This is a genomic window from Albimonas pacifica (assembly GCF_900113695.1).
GTDB lineage: Bacteria > Pseudomonadota > Alphaproteobacteria > Rhodobacterales > Rhodobacteraceae > Albimonas > Albimonas pacifica.
Genome location: NZ_FOQH01000014.1, coordinates 84,686 through 103,014 on the forward strand (window position 1 = coordinate 84,686; position 18,329 = coordinate 103,014).

12 protein-coding genes and 1 rRNA gene are annotated in these 18,329 nt (G+C 73.8%); 8 read left to right on the top strand and 5 right to left on the bottom strand.

The window, feature by feature from the left end; genetic code table 11:
* Nucleotides 1-80: 80 nt before the first annotated feature.
* Together BM064_RS24090 and BM064_RS24095 are read left to right on the top strand one after the other, a co-directional pair.
* Complete coding sequence (locus tag BM064_RS24090; protein WP_092865251.1) at nucleotides 81-1,727, top strand: acyl-CoA synthetase; 1,647 nt, start codon at nucleotides 81-83, stop codon at nucleotides 1,725-1,727.
* Nucleotides 1,728-1,800: 73 nt separating this feature from the next.
* Nucleotides 1,801-2,628: a potassium channel family protein gene (locus tag BM064_RS24095; RefSeq protein WP_092865254.1), complete on the top strand. Its 828-nt coding sequence runs from the start codon at nucleotides 1,801-1,803 to the stop codon at nucleotides 2,626-2,628.
* A gap of 55 nt (nucleotides 2,629-2,683) precedes the next feature.
* On the opposite strand, the gene BM064_RS24100 is transcribed toward BM064_RS24095, so the two are convergent.
* On the bottom strand, nucleotides 2,684-3,559 hold the full coding sequence (locus BM064_RS24100; protein ID WP_092865257.1) for a hypothetical protein: 876 nt from the start codon (nucleotides 3,557-3,559) through the stop codon (nucleotides 2,684-2,686).
* A 13-nt stretch (nucleotides 3,560-3,572) separates the two neighbouring features.
* Nucleotides 3,573-5,306, bottom strand: a complete 1,734-nt coding sequence (gene ilvD, locus BM064_RS24105) for a dihydroxy-acid dehydratase (RefSeq protein WP_092865260.1) — start codon at nucleotides 5,304-5,306, stop codon at nucleotides 3,573-3,575.
* 318 nt (nucleotides 5,307-5,624) lie between these two features.
* Between ilvD and BM064_RS24110 the strand changes: the two genes are divergently transcribed.
* The gene (locus tag BM064_RS24110; RefSeq protein ID WP_092865263.1) at nucleotides 5,625-6,680 is read left to right on the top strand and encodes a CPBP family intramembrane glutamic endopeptidase; all 1,056 of its coding nucleotides are present in this window, start codon (nucleotides 5,625-5,627) and stop codon (nucleotides 6,678-6,680) included.
* Between the two features lie 78 nt (nucleotides 6,681-6,758).
* A complete protein-coding gene (locus tag BM064_RS24115) occupies nucleotides 6,759-7,658 on the top strand; it encodes an AraC family transcriptional regulator (RefSeq protein WP_092865266.1) in 900 nt (299 codons plus the stop codon).
* 166 nt (nucleotides 7,659-7,824) lie between these two features.
* On the opposite strand, the gene pheT is transcribed toward BM064_RS24115, so the two are convergent.
* Entirely contained in the window at nucleotides 7,825-10,260 is a 2,436-nt protein-coding gene (gene pheT, locus BM064_RS24120; protein ID WP_092865269.1) for a phenylalanine--tRNA ligase subunit beta, read from the bottom strand.
* Between the two features lie 451 nt (nucleotides 10,261-10,711).
* On the opposite strand from pheT, the gene lysA reads away from it, so the two are divergent.
* The gene (lysA, locus tag BM064_RS24125; RefSeq protein ID WP_092865272.1) at nucleotides 10,712-11,980 is read left to right on the top strand and encodes a diaminopimelate decarboxylase; all 1,269 of its coding nucleotides are present in this window, start codon (nucleotides 10,712-10,714) and stop codon (nucleotides 11,978-11,980) included.
* Nucleotides 11,981-12,066: 86 nt separating this feature from the next.
* Entirely contained in the window at nucleotides 12,067-14,742 is a 2,676-nt protein-coding gene (locus BM064_RS24130; RefSeq protein ID WP_092865275.1) for a TIGR02302 family protein, read from the top strand.
* A gap of 552 nt (nucleotides 14,743-15,294) precedes the next feature.
* On the opposite strand, the gene BM064_RS24135 is transcribed toward BM064_RS24130, so the two are convergent.
* Both BM064_RS24135 and BM064_RS24140 read right to left on the bottom strand, forming a co-directional pair.
* Nucleotides 15,295-16,020 (bottom strand): FkbM family methyltransferase, encoded by a 726-nt coding sequence (locus tag BM064_RS24135; RefSeq protein ID WP_092865278.1) that lies wholly within the window; start codon nucleotides 16,018-16,020, stop codon nucleotides 15,295-15,297.
* Complete coding sequence (locus BM064_RS24140) at nucleotides 16,021-16,755, bottom strand: hypothetical protein (protein WP_092865281.1); 735 nt, start codon at nucleotides 16,753-16,755, stop codon at nucleotides 16,021-16,023. It abuts the gene before it with no gap.
* A gap of 129 nt (nucleotides 16,756-16,884) precedes the next feature.
* On the opposite strand from BM064_RS24140, the gene BM064_RS24145 reads away from it, so the two are divergent.
* The gene (locus BM064_RS24145) at nucleotides 16,885-17,817 is read left to right on the top strand and encodes a hypothetical protein (protein WP_092865284.1); all 933 of its coding nucleotides are present in this window, start codon (nucleotides 16,885-16,887) and stop codon (nucleotides 17,815-17,817) included.
* A 419-nt stretch (nucleotides 17,818-18,236) separates the two neighbouring features.
* A 16S ribosomal RNA gene (locus tag BM064_RS24150) occupies nucleotides 18,237-18,329 on the top strand; the annotation flags it as partial.

Here is an 18,329-nt window from a genome sequence, read left to right on the forward strand (position 1 = left end):
GGCGGAGGGGGGCGGCGACCCTTGCCATCGCGGGCCGGCGGGAGTGTATTCGGGGCCAAGCCTGTCCAGGGAGGACGCCCATGACCTCGCCCTTCGCCCTCGGTCTCGAGCGCAACCGCGCCAACCACCGACCCCTCACGCCGCTGAGCCTGCTCGACCGGGCCGCCGACGCCTTCCCCGAGCACGTGGCGGTGATCAACGGCGACGAGCGACGCTCCTACGCCGAGCTGCGGGCGCGCGCGCGCCGGCTGGCCTCAGCGCTGGAGGGGATGGGGATCGGGCGGGACGACGTGGTCTCGGCGCTCTTGTTCAACACGCCGGCGATGCTGGAGTGCCACTACGGCCCCGCGATGATCGGCGCGGTGCTCAACGCGGTGAACACGCGGCTGGATGCGGCGGGGATCGCCTTCATCCTCGACCATGCCGAGGCCAAGGTGCTGATCGTGGACGCCGAGCTGGTCCCGCTCGCGAAGGAGGCGCTGTCGCGCGCCTCGGTCAGCCCGCGGGTGATCGCCTATCGCGACCCGGCCGCGCCGGAGACCCATGAGGCCGCCGGCGACTGGGAGGATTACGACGCCTTCATCGGCGCCGGCGATCCGGGCTTCGAGGGGCCGGGGCCGGGCGACGAGTGGGACGCGATCGCGCTGAACTACACCTCCGGCACCACGGGCGATCCCAAGGGGGTGGTCTACCACCACCGCGGCGCGATGCTGCTGGCCACGGGGAACGTGATCCATTCCGGCATGGGCCAGCACCCGGTCTACCTGTGGACGCTGCCGATGTTCCACTGCAACGGCTGGTGCTTCCCCTGGACGATCTCGGCGAAGGCCGGGACGCATGTGTGCCTGCGCGCGGTGCGCGCGAAGCCGATCTTCGAGGCGATCGCCGAGCATGGCGTGACCCACATGTGCGGCGCGCCCATCGTGATGTCGACGCTGCTCAACGCGCCCGAGGCCGACAAGCGCCCGCTGCCCCATGCGGTCGAGTTCCTGACCGCCGCCGCGCCCCCGCCCGAGGCGACGCTCGCCGCAATGGCCGAGGCGGGCTTCAAGGTCACCCATGTCTACGGCCTGACCGAGGTCTACGGCCCCGCCGTGATCAACGAGTGGAAGCCCGAGTGGGACGCCCTGCCGGCGAAGGAGCAGGCCCGCCTGAAGGCCCGCCAGGGGATCCGCTACGCAGCCCTCGAGGCGCTGGACGTGCTGGACCCCAGGACCATGGCCCCGGTCCCCGCCGACGGCGAGACCATGGGCGAGGTCGCCTTCGCCGGCAACGTCGTGATGAAGGGCTACTTCAAGAACCCCTCCGCGACCGAGAAGGCGCTGAAGGGCGGCTGGTTCTGGTCCGGCGATCTGGCGGTCAAGCATCCCGACGGGTGGATCCAGCTCAAGGACCGCTCGAAGGACATCATCATCTCGGGCGGCGAGAACATCTCCTCGATCGAGGTCGAGGAGACGCTCTATCGCCACCCCGCCGTCGCCATGTGCGCGGTGGTGGCCCTGCCGGACGAGAAATGGGGCGAGACGCCCTGCGCCTTCGTCGAGCTGCGCGAGGGGCGCGAGGCGACGGAGGCGGAGATCGTCGCCCATTGCCGGGCCGAGCTCGCCCACTTCAAGGCGCCGCGCAAGGTGATCTTCGGGGAGCTTCCCAAGACCTCCACCGGCAAGGTTCAGAAGTTCGCCCTGCGCGAGCAGGCGAAGGCGATGGCCGAGCGCGGCGCCGCCTGAGCCCGCCCGCGGCGGCGCGCGCCCCGCGGTCCTGCGCGGGACGCGGGGCGAACAGGGCAGGGGGGCCGGCCGGATGCGCGAGCGCGACGAGGACCAGGACGAGGACGCGCCCCCGGGGCGGCTGGGGCGGCTGCGCCTGCGGCTCTATTCGCAGCTCGATTCCGACGGCTGGCATGGCGAGCTGATGTCGCCGCTGAACTCGGCGGTGGCGGGGATGGTGGCGCTGTCCTGCCTCGCCGCCGCCCTGCTGACCGAGCCGGCGCTGGCGGGGCTGCATCCCTGGCTGGTGCGGCTGCTGACGGTCTGCGCGGTCTTCTTCACCGTGGAATTCGCCGGCCGGGTCTGGGTGAAGCCCGAGAGCCCGCACTGGCGCGCGCTGGGCTGGCGCTCGCTGCGGGGGCCGACGGGGTGGCACGCCTCGCTGGACCTGCTGGCGCTGGCGGGCATCTGGATCGAGGTGGCGACGGGGGCGGGCTACGGCCTCTCGGCGATGCTGCGGCTGCTGCGGCTGCTGAGGGTGTTCGTCTCGGGGTCCGACACCGCCATGGCGCGGGCGGCGCGGGAGGTGACGCGCGCGGTGCACGAGCGGCGGCTGGAGCTGGCGGTCAGCTTCACGGTGGCGGGCCTGGTGCTGATGGCGGCCTCCATCGCGATGTACGTGGCCGAGCGGGCGGTGCAGCCGGAGGTCTTCGGCTCGATCCCGCGGGCGATGTGGTGGTCGGTGGTGACGCTGACCACGGTGGGCTACGGCGACGCGACGCCGGTGACGGCGGCGGGGCGGGTGATCGCGGGGCTGACGGCGCTGTTCTCGGTGGCGCTGGTGGCGCTGCCGGCGGGCATCATGGCCGCGGCCTTCTCCGACGCGCTGCAGCGTGCGCGGCGGCGGCGGGACCCCGACTGAGGCCGACCCCCGGGCCGGGGCCGGCCGGGCAGGGCGGGGGCGCCCCGGCCTCCGCTCAGCTTCCGGGGCGCGGGGCCGGGGGCGTGTCGACGGGGCCCTGGGCCACCGTCCGGGCGCCGGGCTTGGGGGGCGCGTCGGGGGCGGGCGCGGGCGTCGGCGAGGCCACGGGCGCGGTCGCCGCGAGGCGCAGCTCGGCCTCTCCCGGCGCGTCGCCGTTGCCTTCCTTCAGCGCGGTCACCACCCGGGCCAGATGCGCGAGCTTGGCGCCGTCGCGCATCGAGGAGCTGTCGAAGACCCCCAGCGAGGCGATGGTGGCGCGCTGGTTGATCTCGGTGAAGGCTCGCCAGAAGCGCTCGCCCAGGATCGGCACCGCGTTGCGGCCCTTGTCCTCGACCAGCACGTAGAGCGTGTCGCCCACCTGGCGCGACTCGACGATCTTCACCGCCGAGGCGTCGCCGCCGAGACCGGCGGAGGTGCGCCCGTCCTCGGAGCGCAGGAACGCCTCGAGCGCCTTGAACCCCGCCTCGGGCGCGCTCTCGAACAGGGGCTGGGCGCCGATGGAGAGGGTCACCAGCCCGTCCACCAGCGCCGGCTGGGCGATGGGCTGGTCGGGGGCGGCGTCGGGCGCGGTCAGCGCGTCGGCGGCGCCGGCGAGCGCGCAGTCCTCGATCAGCACGAAGGCCGCGGCGCCCTGGGGGCGGACCGAGTCGGGGTCGACGCAGAAGCCGGTGGGGGGCGTGATCACCACCGTCCGCCCGCCCGCCTGCACCGCGGCGGCGGCGTCGGCGGGGGGCGTCTGGCCGGGCTTGGGCGCCCCCGGCGGCACGCAGCCGGCGAGCGCGAGCGCGGCGGCGCCCAGAAGCAACGCAGGGAGAGGCCGGCCGCGGCGCAGGGCGCCGCGGACGACGGGACGCAGGGGGGCCGGGGTCACGCGGGGGTCCGGGTCACAGGTCGGCGTAGACATGCGTCTCTGCGGCGCCGCCCGGATGGGTGACCGCGCCGTAGCGGGCCGAGCCCACCAGTTTCGCGTATTTCCAAAGCGCCCCCGTGGCGTAGTTCGTGGGACGGGGCCCGGGCCATTCGGCCTTGCGCGCCGCCAGTTCCTCGTCCGAGAGATCGACCGAGAGCACGCCCTCGATCGCGTCGATGGTGATCATGTCGCCGGTGCGCAGCAGGGCGATGGGACCGCCGTGGGCGGCCTCCGGCCCGACATGGCCCACGCAGAAGCCGCGCGTGGCGCCCGAGAAGCGCCCGTCGGTGATCAGCGCCACCTTCTTGCCCATCCCCTGGCCGGAGAGGGCGGCGGTGGTGGCCAGCATCTCGCGCATGCCGGGGCCGCCGGCGGGGCCCTCGTTGCGGATCACGATGACCTCGCCTTCCTTGTAGGAGCGCGCCTTGACGGCGGCGTAGGCGTCCTCCTCGCATTCGAAGACGCGGGCGGGGCCGGTGAAGACCTGGTTCTCGGCCGCGATGCCCGCGACCTTCACGATCGCCCCGTCGGGCGCGAGGTTGCCCTTCAGGCCGACCACGCCGCCGGTGGGGGTGATCGGGGTCTCGATGGGATGGATGACGCGGCCGTCGGGCTTGCCGGTCACCTCCTCGAGGTTCTCGCCCATGGTCTTGCCGGTCACCGTCGGGCAGTCGAGGTGCAGGAGGCCGGCTTTCGCCAGCTCCTTGAGCACGATCGGCACGCCGCCGGCCTCGTAGAGGTCCTTGGCCACGTAGCGGCCGCCGGGGACCAGGTCGACGAAATAGGGGGTCGAGCGGAAGATCTCGCAGACGTCGTCGAGGGTGAACTCGATCCCCGCCTCGTGGGCGATGGCGGGCAGGTGCAGGCCGCCGTTGGTCGACCCGCCGGTGCAGGCGACCACGCGGGCGGCGTTCTCGAGGCTCTTGCGGGTGACGATGTCGCGCGGGCGCAGGTTGGAGTGGACCAGCGCCATCACCGCGCGGCCCGAAGCCTCGCAGAACTGGTCGCGGCTTTCGTAGGGGGCCGGGGCGCCCGACGAGAGCGGCAGGGCGAGGCCGATGGCCTCGGAGACGCAGGCCATGGTGTTGGCGGTGAACTGGCCGCCGCAGGCGCCGGCCGAGGGGCAGGCGGCGCGCTCGATCAGGGTCAGCTCGGCGTCGGAGATCTCTCCGGCCTGGTGTTTTCCCACCGCCTCGAAGACGTCCTGGACGGTGAGGTCGCGGCCGTCGAGGCGGCCGGGCAGGATCGAGCCGCCGTAGACGAAGACCGAGGGCACGTTCAGGCGGACCATCGCCATCATCATCCCGGGCAGGGACTTGTCGCAGCCCGCGAGGCCGACCAGCGCGTCGTAGGCGTGGCCGCGCATGGTGAGTTCGACCGTGTCGGCGATCGCCTCGCGGCTGGCGAGCGAGGAGCGCATGCCCTCGTGGCCCATGGCGATGCCGTCGGTCACGGTGATGGTGGTGAATTCGCGGGGCGTGCCGCCCGCCTCCTTCACGCCGAGCTTCGCCGCCTGCGCCTGGCGCGAAAGGGCGATGTTGCACGGCGCGGCCTCGTTCCAGCACGAGGCGACGCCGACGAAGGGACGGTGGATCTCCTCGTCCGAAAGCCCCATGGCGTGGAAGAAGGAGCGGTTGGGCGCGCGCTCGGGCCCCTCGGTCACGTGGCGCGAGGGCAGGCGGCTCTTCAGGCTGGTCTTGGCGTCCATCGGCTTCGCTGAATGAGAGGCTTTGGAACGGGGGCCCGAAACGGACGGTATTCCTCCCGGCGGACGGCGGACCCGTCCTTGATGTTTGCGCCGGGACGATACGCGGGCCTCGGCCCTGAGGAAAGGCCTGCCGCCGGGAGAGTGCGCCGCGGCATCGCGACCGGGGCGATCCGCGGCCAAGAAACGGCGGCCGGAGGGCTCGCGGGTTCTTGTCCGTAACATGAACAGTTAATGAAGCATTCGACTGGACGGCGCGTCGCCCGGCTCTTATCTTCGCGGAATCGGTCCGGCATGCGGGCCAAGCCGTAGCGGCGAGACATGACTCGATTCACCCACCCGCTCGTGGCCTACGCCGAACCCGCCCTGCGCGGGGCGGGCGTGGTGCGCACGGTCGCGGGGGTCGCGCTGACCGTCGCCTTCGTGTTCCTGTTCGTGAAGGTGGCCCGGCTGGGCATGGCCGCGGCCCTGCTGGGCCACGACGGCGCCGCCGCGCGGGAGGCGTCGACCGTCCACTCGCCGCTGGGGGTGCTGCTGACGCTGGGCGCGTTCCTGGCGGTGTGGCCGGCCCTTTGGGTGGTGCTGCCGCTGGTGCACCGCCGCCCGGCCAACACGCTGTTCGGACCGCAGGGCAAGATCGACTGGCGCCACTTCCGCCTGGGACTGGCGGTGGCGCTGGCGGTCGGGGCGGCGGCCTGGCTGCCGCTGATGCTGGTCGACGGCGGCGAGATCGAGGTGTTCCCCAACCTCGCCGGCTGGCTGGGGCTGGCGCTGCTCGCGGCCCCCCTGATCTTCGTGCAGTGCGCGGCCGAGGAGATGCTGTTCCGCGGCTACCTGCTCCAGCAGTTCGCGGCGCGCTCGCTGTCGATCATCGGCTGGTCGGTGGCGCCCTCGATCCTGTTCGGCTTCGCCCACCCGACCGAGGGGGCCTGGCTGGGCTTCTCCTGGTATCACTTCTTCTTCGGCCTGGTGATGGCGGCGGTGACCTCGCGCACCGCCAACCTGGGCGCGGCCATCGGGCTGCATTTCGGGATCAACCTGGTCAACATCGCCTTCGTCTCCCCGCAGGAGCTGGTCTCGGGGCTGGCGCTGTTCGTGGTGCCCCAGACGGTCGACAGCTTCGCGCCGCGGGTGGCCTACGTGGTGATGATGTTCATCGGCGCCGCCCTCTTCATGGGCTACATGGACTTCCGCTTCCTGCGCGCCTGGCGCGCGGCGAGACGGGCGGAGAAGGCCGAGCAGCTCGCCCGCGGCGAGCCGGTCGATCCCGCGGCCGACGGTCTCTCGCCCCTGCCGGGCAGCTTCCGGCGGCGGGCCCGCGCCCGCCCCCCGGCCGGCCCGGAGACCGGCCCCGGCGCGACCGTCCCGGCGGAGTAGCCCCGCGCGGTTGCGCAATTCCCGTCAGGACGCGGAGGACCCTCCGGCGCCAGGATCGGCGTCGAGAGGAGATCGCCGATGAAGGACGTCACCCGCGAGAGCTGCCACCGCCGCATCGCCCGCGCGATCGAGCGGCTGAACGCCGACCCCGCCGATCCCGGCGGCGGCGCGGCGCTGGCCGAGGCGGCCGCCTACTCGCCCTTCCATTTCCTGCGCATCTTCCGGGCCATGGTCGGCGAATCCCCCGCCGCCGTCGCCCGCCGCCTGCGGCTGGAGCGGGCGGCGCGGGCGCTGCTGGACCCGCAGGCCACGGTGCTGAACGTCGCGCTCGACGCCGGCTACGAGAGCCCGGAGGCTTTCTCCCGCGCCTTCCGCGCCGCCTACGGCCTCGCCCCGCGCGACTGGCGCGGGCCCTGGCCGCGGCCCGCCTACGCGCCGCCCCTGCCGCCGGCGCTGCGGCTGGATCCGCGCAGCCTGACCCTCGCCCTCGAACCCCTGCAAGGAGGCACGACCATGGAGGTCCGCGTCGAACCCCGTCCCGCGATGCTGCTGCTCAAGCGCCGCCACATCGGCCCCTACGACCGCATCTCGCGCGCCTTCGGCGAGCTGGGCGCGCGCGCCGGCGCCGCGGGGCTGGCGCCGGCCGGGCCGATGATCGGCCTCTACCACGACGACCCCGAGAGCGCGCCGCCCGAGACCCTGCGCGCGGACGCCTGCATCGCGCTCGCCGCCCCGCCGCCCGCCGTGCCCGAGGGACTGGAGCTGGAGCGTCTGCCCGCCGGGCGCTGGGCGATCCACACCCTGCACGGCCCCTACGCCGGCATTCCCGACGCCTTTCGCCGCCTCTACGGCCTGTGGCTGCCCGAAAGCGGGGAGGAGCCGGACGACCGCCCGGCGCTGGAGATCTACCTCGACGAGCCGTCCTCGACCCCCGAGGCGGAGCTGCGCACCGAGCTGTGCCTGCCCCTGCGGGGCTGAGCGGCGCGCCGGGCCCCGGCGCCGGCGTCGCGCGACGCTCCCCGGCGATCCCCGGCCCGGCGAAGGCGAGCCTCCGCCGGCGTGACCCGGGCGGCGCCGGGGCCGACAAGCAGAAGGGCCCGCGGAGGATCTCTCCGCGGGCCCTTGCGCATCGGTCCGGCCGGCCTCAGCCGCGCAGTTCGCCGCCGGTGGCCTTGGTCACGGCGGCCACGACCTTCTTCGCCACCGCCTCGATCTCCTCGTCGGTCAGCGTGCGGTCGCGCGGCTGCAGGCGGATCGAGAGCGCGAGGCTCTTCTTGCCCTCGCCCAGCGACTGCGCGGCCCGGGGCCCGTCGAAGACGTCGAAAATCGCGGCGCTTTCCACCAGCTTCTTGTCGGCGCCGCGGGCGGCGCGCAGCAGCGTCTCGGCCTCGGTCCGGGCGTCCACCACGAAGGCGAAGTCCCGCTCGACCGCCTGGAAGTCGGAGGCGGCCAGCGCCGGGCGGGCGATGGCGCGCGACTTCGGGGCGGGGACGTTGTCGAGGTAGATGGTGAAGGCGACCGCGGGGCCCTTCACGTCCATCGCCTCGAGCGCGCGGGGATGCAGCTCGCCGAACACCGCCAGCGGGTTCTTGGGGCCGAGGCCCAGCACCGCCGAGCGGCCGGGGTGGAACCACTCCGGCGCCTGGCGAAGGGGCATCAGCCGCTCGACATTGACGTTGAGGGCGGAGAGCGCGGCCTCGGCCGCCGCCTTGGCATCCCAGAGGTCGGGGGCGCGGCGGGCGCCGGACCACTCGCGTGGCGCGGTGGCGCCGACGATCACGCCCGAGGCGGTGATGCGCTGGTCCTCCGGCTCGCCGCCCGACCAGCCGGGGCCGATCTCGAAGAGGGCGATCTCGGCCGCGCCGCGGGCCTGGTTGCGCGCGGCCGCGGCCAGCAGGCCGGGCAGGGGGTCGGGGCGCATGTGGCTCATTTCCGAGGAAATGGGGTTCTCCAGGCGCACCGAGTCGTCGCCGCCGCCGAAGGCCGCGGCCTGGGTCTGGGCGATGAAGGAGTAGGTCACGCACTCGTTCATGCCCTGGGCGGCGAGCGTGCGGCGCACCTGCGCCTCGCGCTTCTGGCCCAGCGTCAGGGTCGGGCGGGTGACGCCGGAGGAGATCCGCGGCAGGGGCTTCGCTTCGAGCTTGGTCAGGGAGGCGACGCGGGCGACCTCCTCGACCAGGTCCGCCTCGCCCATCACGTCCGGCCGCCAGGACGGCACGCCGACCATGATCTTCCCGTCCTCGTCCCGGGGGGTGAAGCCGAGCGCCTCGAGGATCCGGCGCTGCTCCGCCTCCGGGATGTCCATGCCGACGAGGGAGGCGCAGCGGGCCGGGTCCAGCCGGTAGCTGCGCGCGGTGTCGGGGGTCTTGCCCGCCACCAGCACCTCGGAGGGCTCGCCGCCGCAGAGCTCCAGGATCAGCTTGGTGGCGAGCTCGATGCCGTCCACGCAGCTCTCCGGGTCCACGCCGCGGTCGAAGCGGTAGCGGGCGTCGGAGTTGATCTTCAGCTTGCGGCCCGAGAGGGCGGTGCGCACTGGGTCGAACCAGGCGGCCTCGACGAAGACGTCCGTGGTCTCCTCGGTGCAGCCCGAGTGCTCGCCGCCCATGATGCCGCCGAGCGATTCCACGCCATTGTCGTCGGCGATCACGGTGACGCCCTCGGGCAGGACATAGGTCTTGCCGTCGAGCGCCAGCAGCGCCTCGCCCTCGCGCGAGAAGCGCACCACCAGGTCGCCCGTCACTTTCGCGGCGTCGAAGACGTGCAGCGGGCGGCCGCGGTCGAAGGTGATCAGGTTGGTGATATCCACCAGCTTCGAGATCGGGCGCAGGCCGATGGCGCGCAGCTTCTTCTGCAGCCAGGCCGGCGAGGGCCCGTTCTGCACGCCGCGGATCAGGCGGCCGGCGAAGACCGGGCAGGCGCCCGCGGCCACGTCGTCGGCGATCTTCACCGCGATCGGCGAGGGGAACTTGCCTTCCACCGCCTCGATCGCCGGCGTCTTCACCCGACCGATGCCGCGCGCCGCGAGATCCCGCGCCACGCCCGCCACGCCCAGCGCGTCGGGCCGGTTGGGGGTGATGGCGATGTCGAAGACCGGATCGTTCAGCCCCGCATAGTCGATATAGCGCGCGCCCAGCGGCGCGCTCTCGGGCAGGTCGATGATGCCGTCATGGTCGTCGGAGACCATCAGCTCGCGCTCCGAGCACAGCATGCCGTTCGACTCGACGCCGCGGATCACGCCGGGCTTGAGGTCGACGCCGGTGCCGGGGATGTGCGTGCCGGGGCGGGCGAAGACGCCGATCAGCCCGGTGCGCGCGTTGGGCGCGCCGCAGACGACCTGCACCTCCTCGGAGGGGGAGGCGGGGCCGTTGGGCCAGGTCTCGACCCGGCACAGGCGCAGGCGGTCGGCGTCGGGATGGGGCCCGGCCTCGATCACGCGGCAGATGGTGAAGGCGCCGAGCGACGCCGAGGGATCCTCCAGCGACTCGAGCTCCAGCCCGAGGTCGGTGAGGGTCTCGGCGATCTCCTCGGCGGTGGCCTCGGTGTCGAGGTGCTCCTTGAGCCAGGAGAGGGTGAACTTCATCGCGTCGCTCCGCTGCGCCAGTTGCCCTGCGCGTTCTACCTTTCCCGCGCCCGGTGTCCACACCCGCGCTTGCCGCAAGGCGCGCCCGAGGGCCGCCCCCGCAAAGCGCCTGTTCTCCGGAGCCGTCCATCGCGGGCGCCGATCAGAGCGACTCGGCCCCTCCGGTCAAGGATCGCGAAGCGACCGCGCTTGCGCGGCTTGTCCTTGACCGGAGGGGGCGAGTCGCTCAGGCAGCCCCGGCGATGGACGGCTCCGGAGAACAGGCGCGGGGCTTGTTCTTGGGTGGGTTCCGGAGCCCGCCGGAGGCTCCCCACTCGGAAATCCCTCTCACCCTCCCCCCACGCGCCGACGCAGCCAAGCCCGCCCGCAGGGCGCCTGCAGACCGCTTCCCCCTTGTCCCACGGGCGTTTCCCCCTTACCCCGCCTCGCAACGCTTCCCCGGGGGACTTCGATGGATCACTTCCTCTACCGCAACGGCGAGCTCCATGCCGAAGAGGTCCGCGTCGCCGACATCGTCGCGGCGGTGGGCACGCCCCTCTATATCTATTCGACCGCCACGCTGACCCGGCACTACCGGGTCTTCGACGAGGCGCTCTCGGGCATGCCCCACCTGATCGCCTACGCGGTGAAGGCGAACGGCAACCTCGCGGTCCTGAAAACCCTGGGAGATCTCGGCGCCGGCATGGACGTGGTCTCGGAGGGCGAGTTCCGCCGGGCGCTCGCGGCCGGCGTGCCGGGCGGGCGGGTGGTGTTCTCGGGCGTCGGCAAGACGGCGGACGAGATCGCCTTCGCGCTCGCCCACAACGTCCGCCAGCTCAATGTCGAGAGCTTCGAGGAGCTGGAGCTCGTCTCCCGCGTCGCCGTGGCGAACAACGCCGTCGCCCCGGTGGCGCTGCGCGTGAACCCCGACGTGGACGCGAAGACCCACGCCAAGATCGCCACCGGCAAGTCGGAGAACAAGTTCGGCATCCCGATCTCGCGCGCGCGGGAGGCCTATGCCCGCGCGAAGTCCCTGCCGGGGATCGAGGCGATGGGCGTCGACGTGCATATCGGCAGCCAGCTCACCGACCTCGCGCCCTTCGAGAGCGCCTTCCGGAAGGTCGCCGAGCTGACCCGCCTGCTGCGCGAGGACGGCCACGACATCCGCCGCATCGACCTGGGCGGGGGGCTGGGCATCCCCTACCGCCAGGCCAACGAGGCGCCGCCGCTGCCCTTCGACTACGGCGCGCTGGTCAAGCGCACCGTCGGGGATCTCGGCTGCGAGATCGAGATCGAGCCCGGCCGCCTGATCGCCGGCAACGCCGGGATCCTGGTCTCGGAGGTCATCTACCGCAAGCAGGGCGAGGGGCGGGAGTTCCTGGTGCTGGACGCCGCCATGAACGACCTGATCCGGCCGGCGATGTACGACGCCTGGCACGACATCGTGCCCCTGAAAGAGCCCGCCCCCGGCGTCGAGAAGGCCGAGGTCGACGTCGTCGGCCCGATCTGCGAGACCGGCGACACCTTCGCCCGGGCGCGGCCGCTGCCGCCGCTGGGGCCGGGCGATTTGGTCGCGTTCCGCAGCGCAGGCGCGTATGGCGCGGTCATGTCTTCTGAATACAATGGGCGCAGACTGGTCCCGGAGGTCCTGGTGAACGGCGATCAATTCGCCGTGGTCCGCGCGCGTCCCAGCTTTGAAGAGATGCTCGCGCGCGATACCATCCCCGCCTGGACCGCCTGACGTCCGGCGCGGCCGCGTCCGGGCGACTCGCCTCGCCGCGCCCTATGCCGGGTCGCGCGGGGCCCCCTGGCGCGGAGGGCCGCTGAATGACCCGTCCCACCGAGGACCCCCGGACCGACCCGCAGGGCGGCGCCGACGGCGTCGATCCCCGGACGGACCCGCGCGGCGTCGACGCCGTGACCGCGCGCATCGCCCGCCAGACCCGCCGCGCCCTGCGCGCGCTTTGGCTGGAGCGGATCGTCCAATGCGCCTGGCCCGCCTACGCCGTGGTCGCGGGCTTCCTCGGCCTCGCGCTCGCCGGCGCGTTCGAGGCGATGCCGCGCTGGGCGCATGTCGGGTCCCTGGTCGCCTTCGCGCTGGGCCTGGTCGCGACGCTCGTGTGGGGCTGGCGCGCCTTCCGCCGCCCGACCCCGGCCGAGGCGCGCGCCTCGCTCGAGATCGACCATGCCGACCGGCCGCTGGCCGCGCTCGCCGACCGGCAGGCGACCGGCCAGTCCGACCAGGGCGCCCGCGCCGTCTGGGCCGCCCACCAGCGCCGCATGGCCGAGCAGGCGGGCCTGCTGAAGGCCCGCGCCGCCGAGCTGCGCCTGTCGTCGCGCGATCCGCTGGCCTTCCGCCTCACGGCGCTGGGTCTGCTGCTGTTCGGCCTGCTGGCCGCGGCGGGCGGCGGCGGCGACCGGGTGGTCGCGGCCTTCGACCCCGGCGCCGGCCCCGCCGGCGCGGCCGAGATCCGCCCCTCGGTCGAGGCCTGGGCCACGCCCCCCTCCTACACCGGCGCGCAGATGGTCTACCTGACCGAGCGCGTCGGCCAGACCGTGGCGCTGCCGCAGGGCTCGCGCATCTCGCTGCGCGTCTACAACGCCGCCGAGACCCCGGCGATGACCCAGGACATCTCCGGCGAGGCGGTGGCGCTCGCCCCCTTCGGCGAGCAGACCTGGGACCTGCAGATGGAGGCCGCGCGGACCGGCTCGCTGAGCGTCGATCCCGGCCAGGGCTCGGCCGTCTCCTGGTCCTTCGAGATCGGCGAGGACGCGCCCCCCGCCATCGCCTTCGACGACGAGGCCGGCCCCGCCGTGGGCGCGGCCGAGACCGGCGCCCTGCGCGTCGCCTTCGAGGCCTCGGACGACCACGGCGTGACCACCGCCTGGGCGGTCGTCGCGCTTGACCGCGCGGCGCTGCTCGCCCGGACCGGGACGCAGGACGAGGCGATGGCGCCGCCGCCCCCGGGGCTCGAGGAGGCGATCGAGATCGAGCTGCCGCTGCCCCTGACCGGCGCCGCCGAGCAGGTGCGCGAGGCGCTGATCGAGGACCTGACCGAGCATGGCTGGGCCGGCCTGCCGGTGACCGTGACGCTGCACGCCGAGGATGCGCTGGGCCAGACCGCGACCGCCGGCCCCCGCGCGGCGATCCTGCCCGCACGTCCCTTCTACGACCCGATGGCCCGCGCGCTGGTCGAGGAGCGCCGCGCCATGGCCTGGTCGATGTCCAACCTCCCCCCCGCCTCGCAGCGGCTGAAGGCGGCCACCGCCTATCCCGACGACTGGTTCGACAGCCTCGCCGGCCCCTACCTGATGATCCGCTCCGCCATCCGCCGGCTGGACTACGCGCTCGCCGACGGGCGCGAGTCGGAGGAGGTGGCCTCGGTCATGGACATGCTCTGGCAGGCCGCGCTGATGCTGGAGGAGGGGGACCTGAATTCCGCCGCCGAACGCCTGCGCCGCGCCAAGGAGCGGCTGTCGGAGGCGATCGAGCGCGGCGCCTCGCCCGAGGAGATCTCCCGCCTGATGGAGGAGATGCGCCAGGCGATGGCGGAGCTGCTCAACGAGATGGCCCGCCAGGCGATGGAGAACATGGACCAGCTCGAGCAGCAGGGCGAGCAGCGCGGCGGCCAGGAGCTGTCGGGCCAGGACCTGCAGGAGATGCTCGACGAGATCGAGCGCATGGCCCAGGAGGACCCCGAGGCCGCCCAGCAGATGCTCGAGCGGCTGGCCCAGATGCTGCAGAACCTGCAGATGCGCGCCCAGCAGGGGGGCGAGGGCCAGCAGGGCGAGGGTCAGCAGAGCCTCGACCAGCTCAACGACATGCTGCGCGAGCAGCAGGACCTCGCGGACCGCAGCTTCGGCGAGATGCAGCGCCGCCAGGGCCAGGGCCAGCCCGGCCAGCCCGGCGAGGGCGAGGGCCAGCGCGGCGGCCAGGGCGGCCAGGAGTTCGGCCAGAACGGCCAGGGCGAGCAGGGCGTGCCCGGGATGGGCGGCGACCAGCAGGGCAACGGCATGGCCGGCGCGGCCCAGGAGCAGGAGGCGCTGCGCCAGCTGCTGGAGGAGCTGCGCCGCAACATGCCCCAGGGCCTGAGCCCCGAGGCGGAGGAGGCGCTGCGCGGCGCCGACGAATCGATGGACGGCGCCCGCGAGGCGCTGGAGGGCGACGACCCCGGCCAGGCGTTGGACGACCAGGTCCAGGCGATGGAGAACCTGCGCGAGGGCGCCCGCCAGCTCGGCGAGGCGATGTCCCAGCAGGCGCGCAACGGCCAGGGCGACCGGGCCGGGCAGGGCGACCCCAACGCCCAGGACGAGGGCCGCGACCCGCTGGGCCGGCCCACCGCCAACCGCGGCGCGCTGGAGGGCTCCGACACCGAGGTGCCGGGGCAGGAGGCGCTGAAGCGCGCCCGCGAACTCCTCGACGAGATCCGCCGCCGCGCCGGCGACCGCACCCGCCCGGAGGTGGAGCTCGAATACCTCCGCCGCCTGCTGGAGCGGTTCTGACCGCCGCCCGCCGGACGGATCCCCCCGCCGGCGCGGGGGCCGGTTTCGGTCGGCGGCGGGCGGACCCGTCCCTGTCGCGCCGCCGCAGGCGGGCCGCCGGAGGCCCCGGGTCGCGCCCGGGGCGCCCTCGGCCGGGCCGCCGCGACGCAGGACCGAGCGGCGCGCCTGCCCACACGGGCGCCCTGCCTCCCCTCCGATCCGCTCATCCCCTCCGCCGACGCCATGCGCCCGCTGTTCGGCCCCTCGGCTCGCGCCGGTCCTGAGCGGTTCGGGGGCCTCCGACGCCCGGCCGGTTCCGCCTGCCAGGAGAACGCGAGCGCGCGGTCTCGTCCGCCGCCGGGCCCCGGCGCTGTCCCCGGTCGACGTCCCCGGTCGACGCGAGAGCGCGGGCCGACCCGGTCGCCTCCGGCGCCAGGCCGGCGGTCGTCGCGACCTGCGCGCCGGGCGCCGCCCGCCCCCTGCGCCGAGGCTGCGCCGCCGCGGCGAGCCGAAGGCCCGCCCCGGGCGCGACGGAACCCGCCGCGGCCTCCGACGGCGCCGCCGAGGCCGCGGTCAGTCCTTCTCGAAGAAGATCTCTTCCTGCACGGCGCCGGTCTCGCGCCAGCCGGCGGCGGCGAGCCGGGCGCGCACCTCGGGCGCGTTGCGCGCGCGGGTCTCGATCATCATCCCGCCGCGGTTCTCCGCCAGCACCCGGACCATGCCGGCCAGCGCCGCCGCCTCGTGCCCCTCGACGTCGATCTTGATCGCCAGCGTCTCGCCCGTCGCCGTGGACAGGTCGTCGAGCCGCGCGGTGCGGATCGTCTCGGCGGTGGAGAAGGCCCGCCGCGCCGCCTCCGCGTCCGAGGCCGACAGCGTCGAGAGCCCCGAGGAGCGCGGGTCGATGGCGATCTCCGCCTCCCCGGCCGCGTCCGAGAGCGCCAGGGCATGCACCTGCACGCGCGTCTCCAGTCCGTTCAGGCCGAGGTTGCGCGCGAGCTTCGCCCGCGTCCGGCTCACCGGCTCGAACGCCTCGATGGCGAGCTCCGGATGCGCCCGCCCCAGCGTCACGGAATAGAGCCCGAAGTTCGCCCCGATGTCGTAGAACCGCGAGGGCCGCCGCCGGGCCGTCATCTGCGCGAAGCGCGTCCGCTGCTCCGCCTCGAACGGCTGGCCGGCGAGCAGGCGCAGGTCGAGCCAGTCGGACGGATCCAGTTCCCACCGCGCGCCCAGCCGCTCGACCACGCGGGGGCGGCGGTCCAGCCGCGCCATCCGCTTGCGAAGGCTCCACCACAGCCGCATTCAGCGCCCCCCTTTCGCCTGCCGCGCCAGCCACAGCCGCCGGCGGATCCCGTCCCGCCAGCGCCGCGCCCGCCCGTCCAGGTGCCCCACCGTCGCCGGATGCCCCAGCGCCCCATAGACATGCCCCCCGCCGGCGTAGAGGTCCACCACCCCCTCCAGCCCCTCGGCCTTGCGGGCGTCGGGGGGGATGAAGGGCAGCACATGCGCGCGCGCATGGGCCACGTCCACCAGGTGAGGATTGTTCGACCGTCCCGAGACGCGCGCGCAGGGGAACGGGACCTGCGGCTGGGGGGTCATGAAATGGTCGTAGCCCACCGCCCGGTTCCAGCGCTTGTTGAAGCGCAGGTGGGTGATCGCGTGCGTCGCCATCCCCTCGACCAGCGCCCCCAACGCGTGGGGGATCGCGGCGGGCCGGAACACGAAGTCATGCTCCAGCTGGCAGGCGTAGTCCCCCTCGGCCATCTCGATCGAGCGGCGGTAGCCGTCGGCGAGGCCGCGGGTCTCGACCACCTCGATCTCGCGCCCGGGCAGGGGCGCGCGGGCGGCCTCGATCCAGGCGCAGAGGCTCTCGGGGTTCGGATTGGGGTCGCAGAACAGGCGGATGCGCAGGTCGTGGCTGGCCTCCGGGTCGAAGGCCGCGAGGAAGCTGGCTCCGGCGTGCCCCGCGAGGCACCGCGCCGGATCGGCCGAGGCCACGTTCGAGAACAGGTTGAGGTTGAAGACCGGCCGCGCCATCGTGCCCCCGAAATCCCGCCCCGCCCGGGCGGCCGATGGACCGTAGGAGCGCCGGCATGGCGGAGCAATGCCCAACCCCCCTGTCGCGATGCCGAGCCCGGATGCCGGCCCCCCGATGCTGACGCCCCGATGCTGACGACCGCCCGCGCCGCCTGGGCGCGTCTCGACTTCGCCCCCCTGCGCGCGACGCTGTCCGCGGCCTGGGAAGTCCTTCCCGCCGCCCGCCGCGCGCCTGCGCCTGCGCCCGAGGGCGGCCTGCTGCGCGTCGAGGGCCCGGTCTCGGCCAACCCGATGTCGGGGGCGCTCTTCGTCGGCGGCCGCCGCCTGCCGCCCCCGCCGGGGGGAGAGCGTCCCACCGACTGGATCGTGCAGACCTTCCCCAGCCGCCTGCGCTACCCCGCCATCGCGCCCTGCTGGTATGGCGCGCGCGCCGACCTCGCCGCGATCCTGACCGAGGCGCTGCCCGCGATCCTCGCCCTCGACCGCTTCCCGCAGACCGCGGGCGCGGTGGCGCTGGTCTCCCTGCGCCTGGGACGGCTGGACCGGATGCAGGAGCTGCTGAACGCCGGCGTGACGGCGCCCCGCGCGGTGAAGGTGCACGCCTGGGACAAGCTGATCTCGGCCCCCGTCGCCTGGCGGCTGGAGACGCCGCCCGCGCCCGCGGATCTGCGCGCCGGCGCCGCCCGCCTGCGCGCGGCCTTCGTGGGCGATCGCGTCGAAGCCTCCGGCCCGCCGCTGGCGCTGCTGGCGGGGGGCGAGGCCTCTCCGCTGGCCGCGGCCGTGCGAGGGGCGGGCGTGCGGGTGCTGGATCCCGACGCGACCCCGCTGGCGCAGCTGGTCCCCGCGGTCGCCGGCGCCTCGAGGGTGCTGGCCGGGGGGGAGGGGGAGCTCGCCGTCGCTCTCCTTGCAGGGCCCGCGGCGGCGGTGGCCGAGGTTGCGCAGGGGCCGCGGGATCCCCGGGCGGGTCTCGCGGCGGGGGCGATGGAAAAATCCGTGGAGATTCTCGGGGGAAATCAGGCCCCCGACTGGCTCCGTGCCGCGGAGCGATCTGCAAGCCATTGAAGAAGCTATCATTTTACCAATCGAACAAAAACTTCTCGGACCCGTCAAAAAAGCGGTTGCCACTCCCCGGGAATCCCCCTAGAACCCGCCCTCACCGACGGGGCGGCCAACACAACGGCCCACACGGCGGGGCGGAAAGGGAAGCGAAAGCAAGACCTTGACGCGAGGAGGCGAAGGCCTCCGGCTCTTTGACATTGCGGGTTCTGGAAGGGACGTGCGGACGGTTCGGGTTGTTGGGATATTCCTGACGGTTTGAGGTCTGCATGTCGCCTGCTGAGGAAGCCGGGGGTACGCTCCTGGTGGACGATGAAGCAGGTACTACGTGGCCAACTTCGACGCTTCGGCGTTGGGGATTGGTCGCCAGTAAGTAATGACATGCAGGTCCAAGACGTCAGATGGACTGAGCTTCGGCTCGGTTTCAACCTGAGAGTTTGATCCTGGCTCAGAACGAACGCTGGCGGCAGGCTTAACACATGCAAGTCGCGCGAACCTTCGGGTTAGCGGCGGACGGG

Coding starts and splice junctions, on each gene's coding strand:
- BM064_RS24090 (WP_092865251.1), top strand. CDS start 81: ATGACCTCGCCCTTCGCCCTCGGTCTCGAGCGCAACCGCGCCAACCAC.
- BM064_RS24095 (WP_092865254.1), top strand. CDS start 1,801: ATGCGCGAGCGCGACGAGGACCAGGACGAGGACGCGCCCCCGGGGCGG.
- ilvD (WP_092865260.1), bottom strand. CDS start 5,306: ATGGACGCCAAGACCAGCCTGAAGAGCCGCCTGCCCTCGCGCCACGTG.
- BM064_RS24110 (WP_092865263.1), top strand. CDS start 5,625: ATGACTCGATTCACCCACCCGCTCGTGGCCTACGCCGAACCCGCCCTG.
- BM064_RS24115 (WP_092865266.1), top strand. CDS start 6,759: ATGAAGGACGTCACCCGCGAGAGCTGCCACCGCCGCATCGCCCGCGCG.
- pheT (WP_092865269.1), bottom strand. CDS start 10,260: ATGAAGTTCACCCTCTCCTGGCTCAAGGAGCACCTCGACACCGAGGCC.
- lysA (WP_092865272.1), top strand. CDS start 10,712: ATGGATCACTTCCTCTACCGCAACGGCGAGCTCCATGCCGAAGAGGTC.
- BM064_RS24130 (WP_092865275.1), top strand. CDS start 12,067: ATGACCCGTCCCACCGAGGACCCCCGGACCGACCCGCAGGGCGGCGCC.
- BM064_RS24135 (WP_092865278.1), bottom strand. CDS start 16,020: ATGCGGCTGTGGTGGAGCCTTCGCAAGCGGATGGCGCGGCTGGACCGC.
- BM064_RS24140 (WP_092865281.1), bottom strand. CDS start 16,755: ATGGCGCGGCCGGTCTTCAACCTCAACCTGTTCTCGAACGTGGCCTCG.
- BM064_RS24145 (WP_092865284.1), top strand. CDS start 16,885: ATGCTGACGACCGCCCGCGCCGCCTGGGCGCGTCTCGACTTCGCCCCC.